Source organism: Xanthomonas sp. NCPPB 1068, assembly GCF_041479385.2.
In the GTDB taxonomy this organism is placed as follows: Bacteria; Pseudomonadota; Gammaproteobacteria; order Xanthomonadales; family Xanthomonadaceae; genus Xanthomonas; species Xanthomonas cannabis.
Map to the genome: position 1 here is coordinate 479,397 of NZ_CM192986.1, position 17,896 is coordinate 497,292.

Here is a 17,896-nt window from a genome sequence, read left to right on the forward strand (position 1 = left end):
GCCACGTTGCAGTCACTCGTTGCTGCAATGCTGTGCCGAGGCGGCCGTACCTGGCCTTCGCCGCCGCTGAATCCACGCTCAAGTCGAAGACGTGCAGCGGCTCGACTCAGGACCGGTCCGCCACCGGGGTGTCCTTGACCAAGGCCAGATCGTCCACGCTGACGTCTTCGGTGTAGTCCAGCCAGGCGCGAATTTCCAGGTCTTCCACCGCATGTTCCAGACCGACCGGCATGCGGATGCGTCCGGCGGCGTCGGGTACCACCCACTGCTGGGCCAGCACCACCTTGCGTTCGGACGACACCGCTTCGACCCAGAACGCGCGGGTAGGGCGACGCTTGGCATAGAGCTCCAGCATGTAACTGCCGGCATCGGTCTTGCGTGCGGCCTGGGTGAGCATGATGGGCTGACGCACACGGGGGCGCGGGCCTTGCTGCGTTGCCTCCAACGGCGCATCGACGGCGATGCCGCGGGTCAGGTCCGGGTCGCGGTACAACTTCATGTTCTGCTGGCGATCGACCACCAGCGCGCACCAGTCGCCGTCGGCCGAGCCGTCTTCGAACGCAGTGCAGCGGTCCACGTAGGCCAGCGTGCCATCGGAGTGGCTGCGGTCGAACTGGCGCGAGGTGTTTTCCAGATACACCGTTTTCAGCTCGGTGTCCTGGTCGTATTCCAGCAGCACCGGCGGGCGCACCTGCTGCACGCCCACCACCACATCGCCATTGCCGTTGACGCGCAGCATGCGCGTGCTGCGCCCCGTCCAGAGCGTGCGGGCGTAGGCAAGATAACGGGGATACTCCTTGCCGCTGTCGCGACTGGCGGCCACGCTGGCGCTGGGCGGCGCATCGCTGGCGAGCAGCGAGCGGCCGAACCCCAGCGTGCGCATGCCCGGTTCCAGCAACTGCAGCAGCGTGGCGCCCGAATCGAGCGTGCTGCCCGCACGCGTGACCACCTGCTGCGGCGCGATGCCCTTGCCGAGGAACAACAGCAGGTTCTCGCGCTTCTGGTGTGCAAGCACGTCGCTGAGATCGTTCGGCATGGCCAGGTGATCGGAGGCGATCACGATGATGGTGTTGTTGGCATAGCGGCTGTTGCGGATGCGCGCGACCAGCTCGCCGATCAGGCGGTCGCTGCATTTGATGGCGTGCAGCAGGCCGATGTCGCCCAGCGCGCTGTCGTAGTGCTGGCCCCTGCAGGCCAGCGGCAGGTGGCCGGCCGGGTGATGGGTGTCCATGGTCAGGGTGGTCAGCATGAATGGCTGGCCTGCGCGCGACAGCGTCTGAAAGCTTTCCCAGGCATCGTCCAGCAGCACGTCGTCGTGCACGCCCCAGGCCGAAAAGTGCTGGGGCGCCACGCCCTTGTCGCGGAAATGGTGAACGTCGTGCACCACGTCGAAGCCATGGCTGGACAGAAAACTGCCCTTGCCGGCGAAGCTGGCATCGGCACCGCCCACGTAATGGTTGCGGTAGCCCTGGTCCTTGAGATAGTCGCCCAGGCAGCGTGCTTCGGGCAGGAACAGGCCCATGCGGTCCATGCTGTTTTCATCGCCGGGCGCGGTGGTGAGTGGCACCCCGCACATCGAGGCCACCATGCCGGCGATGGTCCAGCCGCTGCCTTCGGCGGAGGTGAGGTTGCGCACATCCACCGCCTCGCTGGCGAGCGCGCGCAGGTTGGGCGTCAGGCCGGGAAACACCGATTCGTCGAAGTAGGTGCGCTCCAGGCTTTCGCCATAGATCCAGACGATGTTCTTGCGCTTTTGCAGCGGTTGCTGCGGGACCTGGTATTCCGGCACCACGGTGGCGTAATCGACCGGGCGCCACTGGTAGTACAGGCGCTTGCCGTCGCGATACAACGGGCTGACCACGATGCTGACCAGCAGCATCGCCACGAACCCGCCGAATACCGCCGCGCCACCGCGGGGGCGCCGGAAGCGGCGCACCCTGACCAGCAGCAATGGGCTGAGCGAGAGCAGCAGCATGCCGACGAAGACGGCGATATAGCCGGAAAAATCGCTGACGCCGGCGCCATCCATGTCTGCACGCAAGTGATAGAGCGTTGCGGCGTTGATGCCATCGCCGCTGAGCCGGTCGATCAGTCCCCAGGCGCTGAGCAGCAGCAGAAACAGCGATAGCAGGCCAGCCTTGAGCCACGCCAGACGCGGCGAGGCGACCAACAACCACAGCAACAGCAACAACGAGAACAACAACATCCAGTGCATGCGCAGCGTCCGTGGGGGAATGATGCGAGCGCGTACCGGACGCCTTGCTCGCCATGTCCGATGTCATCTGCAATGTGACACCTGGATGACGGACTATGCCGCGCTGAAGCTGACTGAAATGTTTGCTGAAGCCCAGCGGCTGCCGCAACGCGGCACTGTGCGCGCGCCGACGATCATGTGGTCGCCGTCGCGCTCGCTGGCGGGTGGCAGTCTTTGTATTCCGCACCCGGCGTGCTTCCCGCGCCTAGGTGACATATGGATGCCGCCACATCGCCCGGCCCACGTTGCGCGGCGGTCTTGGCAGGCGAAGCGGGGTGAAGCCCTTGTCGCGCCCAGGTGCGCTCCTACGCGGGGGTGTGGGTTGCGTGTGGCGCTAGCGGTGCCCGCGTTCTTCGCGTGCACGCACGCGGCGGTCGAACAGCAGTGCACTGAGCACGATGCCAAGGCCCAGCACCACGCCGAGCAGGAACAGCACCATCGCAATGGCCGGATAGCCCCACAGCTTGAAGCCGGTCTCGATGCGCATCATCTGGGCCGAGGCCATGATCAGCGCGGCGGTGACGATGCCGGCCGCCACGCGGTTGGCGATCTTCTGCAGGCTTTCCATCAGATGCGATTCTTCCAGCCCGGTCACGCGCATCTGCAGCCGATTCTCCGCGGCCAGCGACAGGATCTCGGACATGCGGCGCGGCCCTTCGCGCACCAGATGCTGCAACTCCATTGCCTCGCTGGCCAGGTTGGCCGCAGACAAGGATTTCTTCAGGCGCGCGCGCATCACGTGCTGCAGGTGGCGCTCGACGATGCGGCGGGTGTCCAGCGTGGGCGACAGCGCGCGGCACACGCCTTCCAGGTTCAACAAGGTCTTGCCGAGCAGGCTCAGCTCCGGCGGCGTACGCAGGCCGGTGGAGGTGGCGATCCGCACCAGATCCAGCACCACGCGGCCCTCGGAGGTGGTGTCGTGCGCAGCGTAGCGCGCGATCATCTGCCCGGTTTCGCGCTGGTAACGGTCTTCGTCGTAGTCCTCCAGGCGCGTGCTCAGCGCAATGGTCTCTTCGGCGACTTCTTCGCCACGCCCGTCGACGGCGGCAAACAACAGCTTGAGCAGGCGCTCGCGCAGGCGGGGCGGCACGTGCGCCACCATGCCCAGGTCGAAGATGGCCAGGCGCCCGTCCTGCAGCACGCGCAGGTTGCCCGGGTGCGGGTCGGCATGGATTTCGCCATGCACGAACATCTGGTCCAGATACCCCTTCACCAGCTCGGCGGCCAGGTTGTCCATCGGCTGCTCGGTGCGGCGCAGGCCGGAGATCTTGTCCACGCGCACGCCTTCGGCCAGCTGCATGGTCAGCACCTTGCGGCTGCTCAGGTCCCAGATCGGCCGCGGCACCCACAACAACGGGAACGGCTCCAGGTGCTTGCCAAAGCGCACCAGGGTCTCGGCTTCGTCCTCGTAATTGAGCTCGGCGCGCAGGGTCTTGCCGAATTCGCCCAGCCAGTCGGCAAAGCGCACGCGCCGGCCGATGCCGGTCAGCCGGTCGGCGGCGGTGGCAAAGCTCTTGAGCACGTCCAGGTCCGAGCGCACCTGCGCGGCCACTTCAGGCTTCTGCACCTTGACCGCCACCGGCGTGCCGTCGCGCAATGCGGCGCGGTGCACCTGTGCCAGCGACGCGCAGCCCAGCGGCACCGGGTCGAAGTGCGAGAAGGCCTTGTTGACCGACACGCCGAGTTCTTCCTCGATGATCTGGCGGATGCGCTCCACCGGCACCGAGCTGGTGTTCTCCTGCATGCGTTCCAGCGCGGTGGCGAACTCCGGTGGCACGATGTCCGGGCGCGTGGACAGCATCTGGCCCAGTTTGACGAAGGTGGGGCCGAGCGATTCCAGGTCCGAGACGAACTGGTCCGGGGTGCCTTCGGCAGGCACTTCGTACTCGTTGATGGCACCCGGGTCCAGGTTCATGCCGGCAAACACACCCGACCCGCGATAGCGCAGCAACAGACGCAGGATCTGCGTGCGCCGGCTCATGCCGCCCACCACGGCGTGTTCGGCCGGGGTCGCGGCAGAGGCCGGTGTGCGGTGCGGGTCGTTGGGACTCAAGGCCATCTCCGGTGCGTCATGCAAGCGGCGAGTGTGGCCAGCGCCGGGTCGTCAGGTGGTGAATCCGGGCGCGCCCGCAGCCGTGGTGCGAGCGCTGCCGGCGGCCGCCGCAGGATGCGCCTGCGATGCAGACCGACGCCGGCATCGGCCGCGCAACGGCGCGCAACGATCGCGCAATGGTCTGCCATCACCCCACGCGCGGGCGGGATCGGCGAGAATTCACGCCCACCCACGCACGACCACCCCCAAGGACCTCCGCATGGCCGGTGCCAGCCTGTTCACCCTGCTCGACGACATCGCCACGTTGCTGGACGACGTTTCCATCCTGACCAAGGTCGCGGCCAAGAAGACCGCCGGCGTGCTGGGCGACGATCTGGCGCTCAACGCGCAGCAGGTGACCGGAGTCACCGCCGACCGCGAGCTGCCGGTGGTGTGGGCGGTGGCCAAGGGCTCGCTGGTCAACAAGGTGATCCTGGTGCCGGCGGCGCTGGCGATCAGCGCGCTGGAGGCCTGGCTGCGCGGGCGCGGCTACAACATTCCGCTGGTGATGCCGCTGATGATGATCGGCGGTGCCTATCTGTGCTTCGAAGGCGTGGAAAAGCTGGCGCACAAGTTCCTGCACGACGAAGAGGAAGAAGCGCAGCGGCATGCCGAGCGCACCCGCGCCCTGGCCGATGAGCAGGTCGATGTGGTGGCGCTGGAAAAGGACAAGGTCAAGGGCGCGATCCGCACCGACTTCATCCTGTCGGCCGAGATCATCGTGCTGTCGCTGGGGGTGGTGGCGGGTGTGTCGTTCGGGCAGCAGGTAGCGGTGCTGGTGGCGATCGCGCTGGCGATGACCATCGGTGTGTACGGCCTGGTGGCGGCGATCGTGAAGCTGGACGACCTCGGCCTGTACCTGACCGGCAAGGGCGCCGCACTGGCCGCGTTCGGTCGCGGCATCCTGGTGGCCGCACCGTGGCTGATGAAGTTCCTGTCGGTGGCCGGCACGCTGGCGATGTTCCTGGTCGGCGGCGGCATCCTGGTGCACAACATCCCGGTACTGCATCACCTGGTCGTGGACCTGGCCACGTCGGCCGGTGGCCTGGGCTGGCTGGTCGAAGCGCTGGGCAACATGCTGGTCGGCGTGGTCGCCGGCGCGGTGGTGCTGGCGGCAGTCACCGGGTTCCAGAAGCTGCGCGGGACCAAGGCGGCCCATTGATGCCTGGCGCCGGCGTCGGCCGGGCGCCGCAGCGGCGTCCTGACCAATGCCGTATCGCCCGGGCCGGCTCGGTCACCGTGCCGGGGATTCGCGCTTGAACGCGCCCGGCCTGCCTCGCCAGCGATGCACACGCCGGGCGCTGAGCATCAGTCGGCGCTGATCACCCGGTTCTTGCCCGCGGCCTTGGCGTCGTACATGGCGCGGTCCGCGCGGCGGACCAGGTCGTCCTGGGTTTCGTCGGTATGCCGCAGCGCCACGCCGGCGCTGAAGCTGACAAAGATCCGCACGTCCTCGTGCAGCAACGAGCGTTGGGCCAGGGCGCGCTGGAGGCGGATGACCGCCGCGCTGGCTTCGAAGATGGTGGAGTCCGGCAACAGCAGCACGAACTCCTCGCCCCCGAACCGGGCGATGGCGTCGGTCGTGCGCAACACCGCCTTGGCCACGTCCACGGTGTGGCGTAGCGCGGCATCGCCGCCGGCGTGGCCGTGGGCCTCGTTGAGCCGGCGGAAGTCGTCCAGGTCCAGCAGCGCAACGCACAGCGGCTGCCCGCCACGTTGGGTGCGGGCGGCCTCGCGCTGGAACAGTTCTTCGAAACCGCGCCGGTTGAGCGCCCCGGTGAGCTGGTCCTCGCGCACCAGCCCGGCGACGGCATTGAGCTCCTGTTCGAGCGAGGCGATGCGTTGTTCGGCGTCTTCCACCTGGCGGCGTGCCGACAGCAGTTCGTCGCGTGCGGCCAGCGCCTGCGCCTGGACGCCGGCGGTGTCCTGCAGCACGTCCTGCAACAGGCGATTGAGGTCCGGAATGCTGCGAGCGTCGCCGATCGCCTGCGAATAGCCGGCAACGCGGTCGTGATATTCGCCGGTGCTGGTGGCCATGCCGTCGAGCCGGTCGACGAAGGACACCATCATCTCGCGCATGGCGGTCTTGGAATCGGCGATGCCCTGCTTGAGCAGGCCCTGCTTGTAGATCACCTCGCGCAGGGTGCCGCGCGCCTGCTCGATCGACTCCCCGTCCAGCGGGCCGGCCAGCAGCTGCCGTACCACCGAGATCTGGCCCTGCAACCAGCTGCGATCGTCCAGGAGTTCGCCGACGTTCTCCAGCAAGAGGTCGAATAACCCGAGCAACAGGTTCTGTTGTTCGCTGGCATCCTCGGCGCGCAGGCCGATCTGGTGGCTGAGCTCGCGCAGGCGCTGCTCCAGCGTGATCAGCTCGTGTCCGGGGCGCCAATGGCGTAGCGCCGAGGCCAGCGTCTGCGCTTCCTCGGCCAGCTCCGGGCTGCGTTGCAGCAGGGTGGCCAGGGCATTGCCCAATGCGTGCCGGAGCAGGTCGCGCAGCTGTTCGGCTTCGGTGCGGCCTTCGGCCAGCGAATCGCCGATGTCGATGGTACGGATGTACTTGTCGATCAACTGCCGCAGCGTGCGGCCGTAGCCCAGCCAGTCGCCGGCCGCATAGGCCGCACTCAGGCGCACGCCCATGTCGCCGAGCTCGCCGTGCAGGCTGGCAATGCCTTCGGCAAACGCCAGCAGCAGGGCCTCGGGATGCGCGGCATGCGAGAACAGCCGGATCAGCATGGCGGTGGCGGCTGCCGGGTCGGGGGCGCCCGACTTGGCCTTGGCCGGCACCAACTGATGGGCTGCCAGCCCATGCCCGCCATGCGTGCTGCCGCGCACGCTGGGAAGCGCGGCGGCCGCGCGCGCGCTGTCCGTGCCGCCCCACGGCAACAGACGGCGCAGCCCGCCACGCGGGCGGCTTGGAAGTTCAGGCTGGTCAGCCATGCCAGGTCTCGAAGGTCGACGTGCTATGGCGGGTTATCGGCCCGCGCGCGGGTCGCTTGAGCGGGCTCAGGCCCTGTCGCGGCTCGATTGATCACCCGTTCGGTCAGGAATCGCGAGCGCATCACGGCTTTGGCTGCGCATGGGTTGGCGCGCATGAACCGGTTACGCGGATGACGGCGAACGCGGCCATGCGCTCCCGCATTCGGTGCGTTGCAGTGCAGATGCACCGATGCGGGGATGTCATCGCCCTGCAATGCATCGCTTATGCCGGCAGACATGCGCAACCGTGCGTAACGGAATGTGGGCTGTCGCAGAAAAGTCAGCACATGTTCACGCATATTTTATTTGGACGGGGTGTAGATTCGTCACCAAGGACGACGTGGAGTACGCGCGTCGGCCCCGCTCCTCATTCGCAGCAGGTCGTCTGGCCGGATCGGCAGACGATGGTTTTCGCTTCGCCGTTTTCCGTCTCCACCCACTTTACGACGGACGTTTAGATGGTTGCCATGATGCCGCTTCACGCCACTACTGCACGCTTGGATCGCAGCACGTTGCTCCCCACGCTGAAGAAGAGCGGGCGGCCGCGTGATGCGCGCGGGCGTTTCATCCGTCATCACGAGCGTCTGCCGGTGTCCCTGGCCGATACCCGTGGGGCGCTGTTCGTGGTGTCGGAGATGGCGGACTTCATCAAGGCCGGTGGCTTGGGCGATGTGGCGGCCGCGCTGCCGCGCGCGCTGCGTCACCGCTATGACGTGCGCGTGCTGATCCCCGGCTACCGCGCGGTGCTCGAGCGCGCCGGCAAGGTCGAGATCGTGGGCCGCGTGCTGGCGCATGCCGCGCTGCCGGCCTGCGACATCGGACGCATCGTGCAGTCCGACGGGCTGCCCATCTACATCCTGCTGTCCAAGGAACTGTTCGAACGCGATGGCTCGCCGTATGTGAGCACCAGCGGCTCGGAGTTCGAAGACAACGCCATCCGCTTCGCCACCCTGTCGCATGCCGCCGCGCAGATCGCTGCCGGCCATGCCGGGCTGGGCTGGAAGCCGCGCCTGCTGCATCTGAACGACTGGCCGTGCGCGTTGGCGGCCGGCTATGTGCGCTGGTCCGGCGGCACCACGCCCTGCCTGCTGACCATCCACAACCTGGCCTACCAGGGCCTGGTGCCGTATTCGATGGCTGCCGCGCTGGGCATCCCGGCCGAGCGTGTGGCCGAGCTGGAGTTCTATGGGCAGATGTCGTTCCTGCGCGGTGGCATCGTCAATGCCGACCACGTCAATACGGTCAGCGTCAGCTATGCCAAGCAGATCACCGGCCCGGCCCAGGGCTGCGGGCTGGACCGGCTGCTGGCCGGCCGCGCGGCCAAAGGCGCGCTGACCGGCATCGTCAACGGGATCGACGCCAGCTGGGACCCGCGGACCGACGCTCACCTGGATTCGCATTTCAGCGTGAACCAGTGGCAGGGCCGTCAGGCCAATGCGGCCCAGGTGCGCAAGGCGTTCGGCCTACGCGAGAGCACCGGCCCGCTGTTTGCGGTGGTCTCGCGGCTGGTGCACCAGAAGGGCCTGGACCTGATCTGCGAGGTGGCCCCGCAGATCGTGGCGGCCGGCGGCCAGATCGCGGTGATCGGTGGTGGCGAGCCGGAGATCGAACACCAGGTGGCCGAGCTGACCCGCCGGTATCCCGGCCAGGTCGGTGCCTTCATCGGTTTTGAAGAAGGCTTGGCGCGGCGCATGTTTGCCGGTGCCGACTTCCTGCTGATGCCGTCGCGCTTCGAGCCGTGCGGCCTGAGCCAGATGTACGCGCAGCGCTTCGGCTGCCTGCCGATCGCCCATGCCACCGGCGGGCTGATCGACACCGTGGACGATGGCGTGACCGGCTTCCTGTTCCAGCACGCCAGCGTGGAGGCCCTGCGCCGCTGCCTGGAGCGCGCGTTCCGTACCTTCCGCCTGCCCAGCCTGCTGTCGGCGATGCGCCGCGCGGCGATGCTGCGGCCCAGCGGCTGGGATGTGGCCGGCAAGAAATATCTCTCCCTCTACGAACACACCGCTGCAACCGCGCCTGCGCTTGCGACGGTGTCATGAGCGAACGGCAGGGCGTGCAGGGGCAACAGACGGAAGACGGTGTGACCACGGAAGGAATGTCTGACGTCATGCACGCCTTGCAGGCCCTGGCCGACGGTGCGCCGGCCGATGCATTTGCCGTGCTGGGCCCGCACCTGCAGGCCGATGGCCGCCGCCGGGTTCGTGTGCTGGCACCGGGCGCCGAGGCGATGGGCCTGATCGATCCGCGTGGCAAATTGCTCGCACGCATGCAGCCGGGCGCGTTCGACGGCGTGTTCGAAGGCGAGCTGGCAGTCGAGGGGCCGTACCGGCTGCGCATCGTCTGGCCGGAGGCGGTGCAGGAGATCGAAGACCCGTACGCGTTTGGCCCGACCCTGGACGAATCGATGCTGCTGCAGATCGCCGCCGGCGACGGGCAGGCGCTGCGCGGCGCATTGGGCGCCCGGCACCTGCAGTGCGGCGATGTGCCCGGAGTGCGCTTTGCGGTATGGGCGCCGCATGCACAGCGCGTGGCCGTGGTGGGCGACTTCAACGGCTGGGACGCGCGGCGGCATCCCATGCGGCAGCGGATCGGCGGCTTCTGGGAAGTGTTCCTGCCGCGCGTGGAAGCCGGTGCCCGCTACAAATACGCGATTACCGCTGCCGATGGCCGTGTCCTGCTCAAGGCCGATCCGGTCGCGCGCCAGAGCGAGCTGCCGCCGGCCACCGCCTCGGTGGTGCCGGGTACCGCCGCGTTTGCGTGGACCGATGCCGACTGGATGGGCAAGCGCCATGCGCAGGCGCTGCCGGCGCCGCTGTCCATCTACGAGGTGCACGCTGCGTCGTGGCGCCGCGATGGGCACAACCAGCCGCTGGACTGGCCCACCCTGGCCTCGCAGCTTATCCCGTACGTGCAGGAGCTGGGCTTCACCCATATCGAGCTGCTGCCGATCACCGAACACCCGTTCGGGGGCTCCTGGGGCTATCAACCGCTGGGGCTGTATGCACCCACTGCGCGTCATGGCAGCCCGGACGGCTTTGCGCAGTTCGTCGATGCCTGCCACCGCGCCGGCATCGGCGTGATCCTGGACTGGGTCAGCGCGCACTTTCCCGATGACGCCCACGGCCTGGTGCAGTTCGATGGCGCCGCGCTGTACGAGCATGCCGACCCGCGCGAAGGCGTGCACCGCGACTGGAACACGCTGATCTACAACTACGGCCGGCCCGAAGTGACCGCCTATTTGCTGGGCAGCGCGCTGGAGTGGGTCGACCACTACCATCTGGACGGCCTGCGCGTGGATGCGGTGGCCTCGATGCTGTATCGCGACTACGGCCGTGCCGAAGGCGAATGGGTGCCCAACGCCCATGGCGGCCGCGAGAACCTGGAGGCGGTGACGTTCCTGCGCCAGCTCAACCGCGAGATCGCCGCGCGCCATCCCGGCGTGCTGACCATCGCCGAAGAATCCACCGCCTGGCCCGGTGTGACCGCGCCGACCAGCGACGGCGGGCTGGGGTTCACCCACAAGTGGAACATGGGCTGGATGCACGACACGCTGAGCTACATGCAGCGCGATCCGGCCGAACGTGCGCAGCACCACAGCCAGCTCACCTTCGGCCTGGTGTACGCCTTCGACGAACGCTTCGTCCTGCCGTTGTCGCACGACGAAGTGGTGCATGGCAGCGGCGGCCTGCTCGGGCAGATGCCCGGCGACGACTGGCGCCGCTTCGCCAACCTGCGCGCCTACCTGGCGCTGATGTGGGCGCACCCCGGCGACAAACTGGTGTTCATGGGCGCCGAATTCGGCCAGTGGGCGGACTGGAACCACGATCAGTCGCTGGACTGGCATCTGCTCGACGGTGCGCCACATCGCGGCGTGCAGCGATTGGTGGGCGACCTCAACGCCGCCTTGCGCCGGGTGCCTGCGCTGTACCGCGGCACCCATCGCACCGATGGCTTCGACTGGAGCGTGGCCGATGACGCACGCAACAGCGTGCTCGCCTTCATCCGTCACGACCCCGACGGCGGTGCGCCGCCCCTGCTGGCAGTGAGCAACCTCACTCCGCAGCCGCTTCACGACTATCGCGTGGGGGTGCCGCGTGCCGGCCTCTGGCGCGAGATCCTCAACACCGACAGTGCCCATTACGGCGGCAGCAACCTCGGCAACAGCGGTCGTCTGGCGACCGAGCCGATGGGCATGCATGGGCATGCGCAATCCCTGCGCCTGACCCTGCCGCCGCTGGCCACGCTCTATCTGCAAGCGGAGAAATAACGATGAACCAGCGCAACGACACCACCCCGGCCTGGGGCGCATGGCCAGCGGGTGAGGGACAGGTGCGCTTCGCGCTCTGGGCACCGGACGCCACGCGCGTGGAGGTGGTCTTCGACGATGGCACCCGCCACGCGTTGCAGGCCGGAGCGGACGGCTTTTTCACCGCCACGTTCGCCTGCGCGGCGGATGCGCGGTATCGCTACAGCGTGGACGGCGGCGAGCCGGTGCCGGACCCGGCCTCGCGCTGGCAGCCCGAAGGCGTGCACGGCCCCAGCGCGGTCCAGCCCACCGACGGCTACGCCTGGCAGAACACCCAGTGGCAGGGACGGCCATGGGACGAGGCGGTGATCTACGAGCTGCACGTGGGTACCTGTGGCGGTTATGCCGGAGTGCAGGCGCAGTTGCCGCACCTGGCGGCGATGGGCATCACCGCCATCGAGCTGATGCCATTGAGCGCGTTTCCAGGTGCGCATAACTGGGGCTACGACGGCGTGCTGCCGTATGCGCCGGCCGATGCCTACGGCACCCCGGACGCGCTCAAGGCGCTGATCGATGCCGCGCACGGACACGGCCTGATGGTGTTGCTGGATGTGGTCTACAACCACTTTGGCCCGGACGGCAATTACCTGCACAGTTATGCCGGCCCGTTCTTCAACGAAGACAAGCCCACCCCGTGGGGTGCCGCGATCGACTTCCGCAAGCCGCCGGTGCAGCGCTACTTCCTCGACAACGCACTGATGTGGCTGCACGAATACCGCTTCGACGGGCTACGCCTGGATGCGGTGCATGCGATCACCCCGAATGCGTTCCTGGACACCTTGCGCGAGACCGTGGAGACCAGCCTGCCGGCCGGGCGTCACGTGCACCTGGTGCTGGAAAACGAGGCCAACCAGGCCTCGCAGCTGCAACGCGGCTACACCGCGCAGTGGGACGACGACTTCCACAACGCCCTGCATGTGCTGCTGACCGACGAAGAGGAAGGCTATTACGCCGCATTCGCCGACAAGCCGACCGAGCATCTGGCGCGTGTGCTGGGCGAAGGCTTTGCCTACCAGGGTGAGACCGACCCGCGTGGGCATGTGCGCGGCGAGCCCAGCGGTGCGCTGCCGCCGCATAAATTTGTGGTGTTTGCGCAGAACCACGACCAGATCGGCAACCGTGCCCGCGGCGAACGGCTGAGCGTGCTGGTGTCGCCACAACGGTTGCGTGCCGCATTGGCGCTGACCGCGTTGACGCCGATGATCCCGCTGTTCTTCATGGGCGAGCCGTGGGGCGCTACGCAGCCGTTCCTGTTCTTCACCGACTTCGGCCCGCCGCTGGACGATGCGGTGCGCGAAGGCCGCCGCAAGGAGTTTGCGCACTTTGCCGCGTTTGCCGACGAGGCGCAGCGCGCCACCATTCCCGACCCCAACAGCCATGCCACCTTCGAAGCGTCGCGATCGCCGATCGCCGATGCCGCGCACGGCGATGGCGCGCGCTGGACGGCGTGGTTCACCGCGTTGCTGGGCGTGCGGCGTCAGTGGCTGGCACCGGGACTGGCCGAAGCGCGCGCGCTGCGCGCCAGCGTGCTGGCCGAGGGCGCGCTGACCGCGACCTGGGAGTTGCCGGATGGGCTGTGGCATATCGCCTTCAACGTCGGTACCGCCGCAGTGCCGCTGCCGCCACTGCGCGGGCGCGTGGCGTATGCCGAGAATGTCGATGCCGATGCGCAGCAGTTGCCGGTCGACGGCTTCATCGCCTGGCACGAGGACCGCACATGAGCACGAACCCCTTGCACACCCTGGCCGCCGCGGCCGGGGTGATGGTGGATTGGGTGGATGCCAGCGACCAGCCGCGGCAGGTGTCCGAGGCATCGGTACAGGCGGTGCTCACCGCGCTGGACCTGCCTGCCGCCACCGCCAGTCAGCGCGAAGACAGTCTGCGCCGCTGCAAGGCGCAGGCCGACGAAGTGGCGCCGCTGCTCACCGTGCAGGTGGGCGAACCGCTGGCGTTACGGGTGGCCGCCAACGCCAGCGGCCGCTGGACCGATGAGTCAGGTGCCAGCGAAGACGCGCGTGCCGACGCACAAGGGCAGCTGCGCGCACCGAAGCGCTTCGGTTACTGGACGCTGCAGATCGGCGGGTTGACCCAGCAGGTGGCCGTCGCCCCGCAACGCTGCTTCAGCGTGGCCGATGCCTGCGGCCAGCCCGCGCCGCGTGCCTGGGGCATGGCGTTGCAGGTCTACTCGGCCTGCAGTCTCGATGACGGCGGCATCGGCGATGCTGCCGGCACCGTGGAATGGTTGCGGCATGCCGCACTGGCCGGCGCCGATGCGCTGGCGCTGAGTCCGGTGCATGCCTCGCGCCCGGTCACCGGCGGCTACAGCCCGTATTCGCCCAGCGACCGGCGCTTTTTCGACCCGCTGCATGCCGCGCCCGTACGCGTGCTGGGCGAACTGGCGCTGCAGGCGATCGACGCGGTCGACGGCCTGCGCCAGCGTTTCGATACGCTGCACGCCAATGGCTTGATCGACTGGCCGGCCTCGGCCCAGGCCAAGTGGGAACTGCTGCGCCACCTGCATACGCGGGTGGCGGCGGACCACCCCGATCTGCTCGCGTTCCGCAACGCGGGCGGGCAGGCACTGGAGGGTTTCGCACGCTTCGCCGCGCAGGACTTTGGCGACAACGACCCACAGCTGCATGTGTTCACCCAGTGGCTGGCCGCGCGCAGTTGGTCCGATGCGCAACGCGAAGCGCACGAGCGCGGCATGAAGATCGGCCTGATCGCCGATTTGGCCGTGGGCTTCGACCCCAACGGTGCCGAAGCCGCGGCCGCTGCAGACACCGTGTTGCGTGGCCTGGTGCTGGGCGCGCCGCCGGATGCCTTCAATGCCGATGGCCAGCATTGGGGCATCGGTGCGTATTCGCCCACCGCACTGCGGCGCAGTGGTTTTGCGCCGTATATCGCGCTGTTGCGCGCGGTGTTGCGCGACCGCGGCGGGATTCGCATCGATCATATTCTTGGCCTGATGCGGCTGTGGGTGGTGCCCGATGGTGCCGGCTCCAACGAGGGCGCGTATCTGGCCTACCCGCTGCACGATCTGCTCAATCTGCTGGCGCTGGAGTCGTGGCGGCATCGCGCCATCGTGATCGGCGAGGACCTGGGCGTGGTGCCGCCGGGCATCCGCGAGGAACTCTCGCAGCGTGGGGTGATGGGCATCGATGTATTGATGTTCACCCGCGACAAGGACGGCGCATTCGTCGCGCCGGCGTTGTGGCGGCCCGACGCCATCGCCACCACCACCACGCACGATCTGCCCACGCTCACCGGCTGGCGTGCGGGCCGCGACATCGAATGGCGCCGCACGCTGGAATTGATCGCGCCTGCGCAGGCAGACGGCGACAGCAAGGACCGCGGCAAGGACGTCGCGCGGCTGGACGCGGCGGTCGAACACGCCGGCTTGGCTGCTGCGGGCGACCCGCTGCTGGGCGCGCTGCGTTTTACCGCCACCAGCGTGTCGCCCCTGGCCTTGCTGCCGGTGGAAGACGCGCTGGAGCTGGAAGAACAACCCAATCTGCCGGGTACCGTCGAGGTCCATCCCAACTGGCGTCGACGCCTGCCCGATCCCTTGCCGCATGCGCGCCTGAGCACGGCGCTGCAGGGCTTTGCCGAGGCGCGTCGCGTCGCGGCCGTTACGGAACCGCACCCATGATCGACCTTCGCGCCACCGCCCGCCTGCAGCTGCATGCCGGTTTCACTTTGCACGACGCGCTCGCGCAGGTGCCGTACTACGCCGGCCTTGGCATCAGCCATCTGTATCTGTCGCCGATCGGCACCGCGGTGCCGGGCTCCACGCATGGCTACGACAACATCGACCCGACCGTGGTCAATCCCGAGCTCGGCGGCGAAGCGGCACTGGTCGCCCTGTCGCAGGCCGCACGCGAACACGGCATGGGCCTGATCGCCGACATCGTGCCCAACCACATGGCCACCCACGCGCAAAACGCCTGGTGGTGGGATGTGTTGCGCAACGGCCGCAGCGCCAAGCATGCCGACTGGTTCGACATCGACTGGCGCGCTCCGGGCCGCGACGGCAAGTTGTGGCTGGCGGTGCTGGATCGCCCGTATGCCACCGCGCTGGCCGAAGGTCTGATCACCCTGGTGATCGAAGACGATGGCAGCCCCGCGCTGGCGCATTACGACCAGCGCTATCCGATCCGGGCGCAGACGCTGGAGGTGCCGGACAAAGCGGCACGCGCGCAGTGGCTGCGCGACTACAACGATGGCGCCAAGCGCGGCGATGGCCGCCTGCACAAGTTGATCGAACGCCAACCGTATCGCCTGAACTGGTGGCGCGTGGGCAACGACATGCTCAACTACCGCCGCTTCTTCGACATCACCTCGCTGGTGGCGTTGCGGGTGGAACTGCCGGCCGTGTTCGACGCGGTGCATGCGCTGCCGCTGCGACTGGTGGCCGAAGGCCATCTGGATGGCCTGCGCATCGATCACGTGGACGGGCTCACCGATCCCACCGGGTATGTGCGTAAGCTGCGCAGCCGGCTGGATGCGGCCGGGCGTACGCGCGGGCTCAAGCCCGGCACGCTGGGGCTGTATCTGGAAAAGATCCTCGCCCCCGGCGAGCACCTGCCGGCCGACTGGCCCTGCGATGGCACCACCGGCTACGACTTCATGGACCAGGTCGGCGGCGTGCTGCACGACCCAGCCGGCTTCAAGCCGCTGGCGCGTGCCTGGCAGCGGGTGAGCGGACGCAGCGGCGATTTCGCGCAGGAAGAGCGCGCTGCACGCGACGAGATGCTGCGCGGCCCGCTGCAGACAGAATTCAATCGCGCGGTCGGTGCGCTGTCGGCCCTGGCGCGGCTGGACCCGCCCACGCGCGAGTTCAGCCCGCAGATGCTGGCGCGCGGTTTATGCGTGCTGCTGCGCTGGTTCCCGGTGTACCGCACCTACGCCGGTGCCAAGGGCATCGTCGGCAGCGAGGCAGAGCGGCTGCGTGCCACCGCTGCGCAGGCGCGCGAGGGCATGCCCGAATCGATCGTGGCGGCCGTGGATGCGATCGAGCGCTGGCTGCTCGACGATAACGGTGCCGACCGTGCGCAGATCGCGCTGCGACGCATCCTGCGCCGGCGCGTGGAGCAGCTGTCTGCGCCGCTCAATGCCAAGGCGGTGGAAGACACCGCGTTCTACCGGCATGGCGTGCTGCTCTCGCGTAACGAGGTGGGCAGCCATCCGACCCATTTCGCCAACGAGGCCGCCGAGTTCCACGCGCAGAATGCCGAGCGTGCCAAGCATTACCCGCGCGCGCTGCTGGCCACCGCCACGCACGATCACAAGCGTGGCGAAGACCTGCGCATGCGGCTGGCGGTGCTGTCCGAACAGCCGCGGTGGTGGGTCGAGCAGAGCGCCCAGTTCGATGCCCTGGCCGAAGCGCTGGAATCGCCCGCGCTGGCCGGCGGCGACCAGCAGATGCTGTGGCAGACCCTGGTGGCCGCATGGCCGATCGGGTTGGGCGCCGACCAGGCCGAGCCGCTGGCCGAGTATGCCGAGCGCGTGGCGCAGTGGCTGCTCAAGGCGGTGCGCGAAGCCAAACTGCATACCAGCTGGACCGACGGTTCGGCCGCCTACGAACAGGCCGTGCAGGCCACCGTGGAGCAGGTGCTGACCAGCCGCGCCGGGTTGCCGCTGCGCCGCGCCTTGCTGCGCGCCAGCAACCACATCGCCGCGGCCGGCGCGCGCAATGGGCTGGTGCAAACCACGCTGCGTCTGACCGTGCCTGGCGTGCCCGATCTGTACCAGGGCACCGAAGGCTGGGATCTGTCGCTGGTGGACCCGGACAACCGTCGCCCGGTCGATTACGTGCAGCGCCAGCAGTGGCTGGAGCAGGCGCGCGACTTCAATAGCCTGTTGCGCGGCTGGCGCGATGGCGCGGTCAAGGCGCGGCTCACCGCGCTGCTGTTGCAGCTGCGTGGCGAACATCCGGCGCTGTTTGCGAAGGGCGACTATCAGCCGTTGAACGTGGCGGTCAGTGGCGATGCGCAGGTGCTGGCATTCCGTCGTCAGTACCGCGGGCAGGCGCTGGTGGTCGCGGTGACCCGGTTGGGCGCCGGTGATCAACACGAGGGCGATCTGCCGTTGCTGGTGCCGCCGGCTACCTGGGGTCAGGCGTCGTTGGCATTGGCCGAGGGCACATACCGTAATGTGCTCGATGGCAGCACGCTGCAGCCGCAACGCGGCCGCGCGGCACTGTCCACGCTGTTTGCACGCTCGCCAGTGGCAGTGTTGTTGACCCCCCAGTAATCGACATCGA

At 68.3% G+C, this 17,896-nt stretch carries 9 protein-coding genes; 6 read left to right on the top strand and 3 right to left on the bottom strand.

Going from position 1 to position 17,896, the window contains the following annotated elements; all coding sequences use genetic code 11:
• Positions 1–106: 106 nt before the first annotated feature.
• Complete coding sequence (locus tag ACCQ12_RS02120) at positions 107–2,215, bottom strand: phosphoglycerol transferase I (protein WP_372382824.1); 2,109 nt, start codon at positions 2,213–2,215, stop codon at positions 107–109.
• A gap of 373 nt (positions 2,216–2,588) precedes the next feature.
• The gene (locus ACCQ12_RS02125) at positions 2,589–4,313 is read right to left on the bottom strand and encodes an ABC1 kinase family protein (protein WP_039406028.1); all 1,725 of its coding nucleotides are present in this window, start codon (positions 4,311–4,313) and stop codon (positions 2,589–2,591) included.
• A gap of 253 nt (positions 4,314–4,566) precedes the next feature.
• Between ACCQ12_RS02125 and ACCQ12_RS02130 the strand changes: the two genes are divergently transcribed.
• On the top strand, positions 4,567–5,508 hold the full coding sequence (locus ACCQ12_RS02130) for a DUF808 domain-containing protein (RefSeq protein ID WP_104579333.1): 942 nt from the start codon (positions 4,567–4,569) through the stop codon (positions 5,506–5,508).
• A 146-nt stretch (positions 5,509–5,654) separates the two neighbouring features.
• Here the strand turns inward: ACCQ12_RS02130 and ACCQ12_RS02135 are convergent, their stop codons facing one another.
• Positions 5,655–7,283: a GGDEF domain-containing protein gene (locus tag ACCQ12_RS02135; protein ID WP_372382825.1), complete on the bottom strand. Its 1,629-nt coding sequence runs from the start codon at positions 7,281–7,283 to the stop codon at positions 5,655–5,657.
• 497 nt (positions 7,284–7,780) lie between these two features.
• Between ACCQ12_RS02135 and glgA the strand changes: the two genes are divergently transcribed.
• Genes glgA through treY form a run of 5 tightly spaced genes read left to right on the top strand, consistent with a single transcriptional unit; the run spans position 7,781 to position 17,886 of the window.
• A complete protein-coding gene (glgA, locus tag ACCQ12_RS02140) occupies positions 7,781–9,364 on the top strand; it encodes a glycogen synthase GlgA (protein ID WP_047695476.1) in 1,584 nt (527 codons plus the stop codon).
• Complete coding sequence (locus ACCQ12_RS02145; protein WP_372382826.1) at positions 9,361–11,592, top strand: 1,4-alpha-glucan branching enzyme; 2,232 nt, start codon at positions 9,361–9,363, stop codon at positions 11,590–11,592. Before glgA ends, ACCQ12_RS02145 begins: the two co-directional genes overlap by 4 nt.
• A 2-nt stretch (positions 11,593–11,594) precedes the next feature.
• Positions 11,595–13,352, top strand: a complete 1,758-nt coding sequence (treZ, locus tag ACCQ12_RS02150) for a malto-oligosyltrehalose trehalohydrolase (RefSeq protein WP_372382827.1) — start codon at positions 11,595–11,597, stop codon at positions 13,350–13,352.
• Entirely contained in the window at positions 13,349–15,283 is a 1,935-nt protein-coding gene (gene malQ / locus ACCQ12_RS02155) for a 4-alpha-glucanotransferase (RefSeq protein WP_372382828.1), read from the top strand. The genes treZ and malQ overlap by 4 nt, the downstream gene beginning before the upstream one ends.
• Entirely contained in the window at positions 15,280–17,886 is a 2,607-nt protein-coding gene (gene treY, locus ACCQ12_RS02160) for a malto-oligosyltrehalose synthase (RefSeq protein ID WP_372382829.1), read from the top strand. The genes malQ and treY overlap by 4 nt, the downstream gene beginning before the upstream one ends.
• Positions 17,887–17,896: the final 10 nt, after the last annotated feature.

Excerpts from the sequence above, each read along its gene's own strand:
- treY (WP_372382829.1), top strand. The coding sequence starts at position 15,280 with ATGATCGACCTTCGCGCCACCGCCCGCCTGCAGCTGCATGCCGGTTTC.
- ACCQ12_RS02120 (WP_372382824.1), bottom strand. The coding sequence starts at position 2,215 with ATGCACTGGATGTTGTTGTTCTCGTTGTTGCTGTTGCTGTGGTTGTTG.
- ACCQ12_RS02125 (WP_039406028.1), bottom strand. The coding sequence starts at position 4,313 with ATGGCCTTGAGTCCCAACGACCCGCACCGCACACCGGCCTCTGCCGCG.
- ACCQ12_RS02145 (WP_372382826.1), top strand. The coding sequence starts at position 9,361 with ATGAGCGAACGGCAGGGCGTGCAGGGGCAACAGACGGAAGACGGTGTG.
- glgA (WP_047695476.1), top strand. The coding sequence starts at position 7,781 with ATGGTTGCCATGATGCCGCTTCACGCCACTACTGCACGCTTGGATCGC.
- ACCQ12_RS02135 (WP_372382825.1), bottom strand. The coding sequence starts at position 7,283 with ATGGCTGACCAGCCTGAACTTCCAAGCCGCCCGCGTGGCGGGCTGCGC.
- malQ (WP_372382828.1), top strand. The coding sequence starts at position 13,349 with ATGAGCACGAACCCCTTGCACACCCTGGCCGCCGCGGCCGGGGTGATG.
- ACCQ12_RS02130 (WP_104579333.1), top strand. The coding sequence starts at position 4,567 with ATGGCCGGTGCCAGCCTGTTCACCCTGCTCGACGACATCGCCACGTTG.
- treZ (WP_372382827.1), top strand. The coding sequence starts at position 11,595 with ATGAACCAGCGCAACGACACCACCCCGGCCTGGGGCGCATGGCCAGCG.